This is a genomic window from Floricoccus tropicus, assembly GCF_001832905.1.
GTDB classification, from domain to species: domain Bacteria; phylum Bacillota; class Bacilli; order Lactobacillales; family Streptococcaceae; genus Floricoccus; species Floricoccus tropicus.
This window is the reverse complement of the sequence record NZ_MKIR01000005.1, coordinates 1-5,379: the sequence shown is the minus strand read 5'-3', so window position 1 is coordinate 5,379 and position 5,379 is coordinate 1. Positions and strand designations below refer to the sequence as shown.

General features: G+C 47.7%; 2 tRNA genes and 3 rRNA genes. All 5 read right to left on the bottom strand.

From position 1 onward, the window contains the following. A tRNA-Val gene (locus BG261_RS03345) sits at nt 1-72 on the bottom strand. Between the two features lie 7 nt (nt 73-79). Continuing rightward, a 5S ribosomal RNA gene (gene rrf, locus BG261_RS03340) occupies nt 80-195 on the bottom strand. A gap of 95 nt (nt 196-290) precedes the next feature. Continuing rightward, nucleotides 291-3,193: ribosomal RNA gene (locus BG261_RS03335) — 23S ribosomal RNA — on the bottom strand. 142 nt (nt 3,194-3,335) lie between these two features. Next, a tRNA-Ala gene (locus BG261_RS03330) sits at nt 3,336-3,408 on the bottom strand. 98 nt (nt 3,409-3,506) lie between these two features. Beyond that, nucleotides 3,507-5,054 (bottom strand): 16S ribosomal RNA (locus tag BG261_RS03325). Together the 16S, 23S and 5S rRNA genes with 2 tRNA genes alongside form the textbook arrangement of a ribosomal RNA operon. Nucleotides 5,055-5,379 lie beyond the last annotated feature (325 nt).

The following is a 5,379-nucleotide window of genomic DNA, read 5'->3' as shown; positions in this document are numbered from 1 at the left end:
GGGAGTTAACGGGTTCGAACCGCTGACCCTCTGCTTGTAAGGCAGATGCTCTCCCAGCTGAGCTAAACTCCCAATATTCGCTTGGCACCTACCATATCTCACAGGGGGCAACCCCCAACTACTTCCGGCGTTATGAGACTTAACTTCTGGGTTCGGCATGTAACCAGGTGTATCTCTCATGCTATTGGCACCAAACTATGCGTAATTGTTTTATCAATCACTCAAAATTGAATAATTTCTTCATATAACCTTAATAAACTTCTATGCTTACTCGTGTATTAATTCTTATCTAGGATAAGTCCTCGAGCGATTAGTATTAGTCCGCTCCATACATCACTGTACTTCCACTCCTAACCTATCTACCTGATCTTCTCTCAGGGCTCTTAACCATTACTGGTGGGAAATCTCATCTTGAGGTGGGCTTCGCACTTAGATGCTTTCAGCGCTTATCCCTTCCCTACATAGCTACCCAGCGATGCTCTTGGCAGAACAACTGGTACACCAGCGGTAAGTCCATCCCGGTCCTCTCGTACTAAGGACAGATCCTCTCAAATTTCCTACGCCCGCGACGGATAGGGACCGAACTGTCTCACGACGTTCTGAACCCAGCTCGCGTGCCGCTTTAATGGGCGAACAGCCCAACCCTTGGGACCGACTACAGCCCCAGGATGCGACGAGCCGACATCGAGGTGCCAAACCTCCCCGTCGATGTGAACTCTTGGGGGAGATAAGCCTGTTATCCCCAGGGTAGCTTTTATCCGTTGAGCGATGGCCCTTCCATGCGGAACCACCGGATCACTAAGCCCGACTTTCGTCCCTGCTCGAGTTGTAACTCTCGCAGTCAAGCTCCCTTATACCTTTACACTCTATGAATGATTTCCAACCATTCTGAGGGAACCTTTGGGCGCCTCCGTTACCTTTTAGGAGGCGACCGCCCCAGTCAAACTGCCCGTCAGACACTGTCTCCCACCACGATTAGTGGTGCGGGTTAGAGTAGCCATAACACAAGGGTAGTATCCCAACAACGCCTCATCGTATACTAGCGTACACGAGTCTTAGGCTCCTACCTATCCTGTACATGTGGTACAGATACTCAATATCAAACTGCAGTAAAGCTCCATGGGGTCTTTCCGTCCTGTCGCGGGTAACCTGCATCTTCACAGGTACTAAAATTTCACCGAGTCTCTCGTTGAGACAGTGCCCAAATCGTTACGCCTTTCGTGCGGGTCGGAACTTACCCGACAAGGAATTTCGCTACCTTAGGACCGTTATAGTTACGGCCGCCGTTTACTGGGGCTTCAATTCATACCTTCGCTTACGCTAAGCACTCCTCTTAACCTTCCAGCACCGGGCAGGCGTCACCCCCTATACATCATCTTACGATTTAGCAGAGAGCTGTGTTTTTGATAAACAGTCGCTTGGGCCTATTCACTGCGGCTGGACCTAAATCCAGCACCCCTTCTCCCGAAGTTACGGGGTCATTTTGCCGAGTTCCTTAACGAGAGTTCTCTCGCTCACCTGAGGCTACTCGCCTCGACTACCTGTGTCGGTTTGCGGTACGGGTAGATATTATTTAAACGCTAGAAGCTTTTCTTGGCAGTGTGACATCAGATGCTTCGTAACCGTAGTTACTTCCCCATCATAGCTCAATGTTATAAGTATAAGCATTTGACTCATACTACACCTCACTACTTAGACCAGAATCCATTAACTGGCACATCTTAGCCTACTGCGTCCCTCCTTCACTATAATATCTAGTACAGGAATATCAACCTGTTGTCCATCGGATACGCCCTTCGGCCTCTCCTTAGGTCCCGACTAACCCAGGGCGGACGAGCCTTCCCCTGGAAACCTTAGTCTTACGGTGGACAGGATTCTCACCTGTCTTGCGCTACTCATACCGGCATTCTCACTTCTATACGCTCCAGCACTCCTCACGGTATACCTTCGACGCATATAGAACGCTCTCCTACCATTACACTATTGTGTAATCCACAGCTTCGGTAATATGTTTTAGCCCCGGTACATTTTCGGCGCAGGGTCACTCGACTAGTGAGCTATTACGCACTCTTTAAATGTTAGCTGCTTCTAAGCTAACATCCTAGTTGTCTGTGCAACCCCACATCCTTTTCCACTTAACATATATTTTGGGACCTTAGCTGGTGGTCTGGGCTGTTTCCCTTTCGACTACGGATCTTAGCACTCGCAGTCTGACTGCCGTACATATGTCTATGGCATTCGGAGTTTATCTGAGATTGGTAATCCGAGACGGACCCCTCACCCAAACAGTGCTCTACCTCCATGACATTTAAATTACGACGCTAGCCCTAAAGCTATTTCGGAGAGAACCAGCTATCTCCAAGTTCGTTTGGAATTTCTCCGCTATCCACAAGTCATCCAAGCACTTTTCAACGTACTCTGGTTCGGTCCTCCAGTGAGTCTTACCTCACCTTCAACCTGCTCATGGATAGGTCACATGGTTTCGGGTCTACGTCATGTTACTATATCGCCCTATTAAGACTCGCTTTCGCTACGGCTCCGACTCTTCATCTTAACCTCGCAACATAACGTAACTCGCCGGTTCATTCTACAAAAGGCACGCTCTCACCCATTAACGGGCTCGAACTTGTTGTAGGCACACGGTTTCAGGTGCTATTTCACTCCCCTTCCGGGGTTCTTTTCACCTTTCCCTCACGGTACTGGTTCACTATCGGTCACTAGGGAGTATTTAGACTTGGGAGATGGTCCTCCCAGATTCCGACGAGATTTCTCGTGTCTCGCCGTACTCAGGATACTGCTAGGTATATATTCTATTTAAAGTACGAGGCTATTACTCTCTCTGGCTTACCTTTCCAGGTAATTCTTCTATAAAATATAAGTCCACATTGCAGTCCTACAACCCCAAAGGACAAGTCCTTTGGTTTGGTCTTCTTCCGTTTCGCTCGCCGCTACTAAGGAAATCGCTTTTGCTTTCTCTTCCTGCAGCTACTTAGATGTTTCAGTTCACTGCGTCTTCCTTCTCATATACTATGTATTCATATATGGATAACATCCATTAGATGTTGGGTTCCCCCATTCGGAAACTCACGGATCATCGCTTACTTACAGCTCCCCGTGAAATATCGTAGTTAGTCACGTCCTTCTTCGGCTCCTAGTGCCAAGGCATCCACCGTGCGCCCTTATTAACTTAACCTTTAAATTTTTACTTTAATAAGTTTTGATTTTCTTCGTTTTTTAAACTCTTTAAATCACAGCATTTTCGGTTTATTTCTTTGTTATATTTAGAAATTATTCAATTTTCAATGATCGATGCAGTAAGTATTTCTACTTACCTATGGAGCCTAGCGGGATCGAACCGCTGACCTCCTGCGTGCAAAGCAGGCGCTCTCCCAGCTGAGCTAAGGCCCCAATCTTCTTGAGAAGATTTATTCTGTTTTATAGGTATAAACCTCTCAAAACTAAACAATGCAAAACTTACCGTGCAGGTATCCTCGTATTTTCCTTAGAAAGGAGGTGATCCAGCCGCACCTTCCGATACGGCTACCTTGTTACGACTTCACCCCAATCATCTATCCCACCTTAGGCGGCTGGCTCCTTACGGTTACCTCACCGACTTCGGGTGTTACAAACTCTCGTGGTGTGACGGGCGGTGTGTACAAGGCCCGGGAACGTATTCACCGCGGCGTGCTGATCCGCGATTACTAGCGATTCCGACTTCATGTAGGCGAGTTGCAGCCTACAATCCGAACTGAGAGAAGCTTTAAGAGATTAGCTTGCCGTCACCGGCTTGCGACTCGTTGTACTTCCCATTGTAGCACGTGTGTAGCCCAGGTCATAAGGGGCATGATGATTTGACGTCATCCCCACCTTCCTCCGGTTTATTACCGGCAGTCTCGCTAGAGTGCCCAACTTAATGATGGCAACTAACAATAGGGGTTGCGCTCGTTGCGGGACTTAACCCAACATCTCACGACACGAGCTGACGACAACCATGCACCACCTGTATTGGATGTACCGAAGTAACTCCCTATCTCTAGGGATAGCATCCATATGTCAAGACCTGGTAAGGTTCTTCGCGTTGCTTCGAATTAAACCACATGCTCCACCGCTTGTGCGGGCCCCCGTCAATTCCTTTGAGTTTCAACCTTGCGGTCGTACTCCCCAGGCGGAGTGCTTAATGCGTTAGCTGCGACACTCAGGGGTGGATACCCCCGAACATCTAGCACTCATCGTTTACGGCGTGGACTACCAGGGTATCTAATCCTGTTTGCTCCCCACGCTTTCGAGCCTCAGCGTCAGTTACAGTCCAGAGAGCCGCTTTCGCCTCCGGTGTTCCTCCATATATCTACGCATTTCACCGCTACACATGGAATTCCACTCTCCTCTACTGCACTCAAGTTCACCAGTTTCCAATGCTTACAATGGTTGAGCCACTGCCTTTTACATCAGACTTAATGAACCGCCTGCGCTCGCTTTACGCCCAATAAATCCGGACAACGCTTGCCACCTACGTATTACCGCGGCTGCTGGCACGTAGTTAGCCGTGGCTTTCTGGTAAGATACCGTCAGCCAGTAAGCTTTCCACTCTTACTGGTGTTCTTCTCTTACAACAGAGTTTTACGATCCGAAAACCTTCTTCACTCACGCGGCGTTGCTCGGTCAGACTTTCGTCCATTGCCGAAGATTCCCTACTGCTGCCTCCCGTAGGAGTCTGGGCCGTGTCTCAGTCCCAGTGTGGCCGATCACCCTCTCAGGTCGGCTATGTATCATCGCCTTGGTGAGCCTTTACCTCACCAACTAGCTAATACAACGCGGGTCCATCCTATAGTGTACCAGTTGGCACTTTCAATCTTATAACATGTGTTATTAGATTTTATGCGGTATTAGCTAAAGTTTCCTCTAGTTATCCCCCTCTATAGGGCAGGTTACCCACGCGTTACTCACCCGTTCGCTGCTCATCCAACCGGTACAAGTACCAGTCTTCAGCGCTCAACTTGCATGTATTAGGCACGCCGCCAGCGTTCGTCCTGAGCCAGGATCAAACTCTCATAAAAATTAATTTACGAGCAACTTTTCAGTTGCTAGCTCGTTTTTGTTGCTTATTTATTGTCAAAATTGACAGTTGAATGATTTAATCATTCGCCCTGCACTTTTGGTTCGTTTTGCTTTGTTCAGTTTTCAAAGGTCTATTTCGTTGCCCTCAGACAACTTTATTAGTCTATCATAACCGCGAATCGTTGTCAACTACTTTTTGAAAGTTTTTTTAACAACCAGTTATTTCGACTTGTCGCTCTCTCGAGACAACTTCATTATTCTATCATCAGATTTTAACTTTGTCAACTAATTTCTTAAAACTTTTTCACAAGTTCTTTTCGTTGA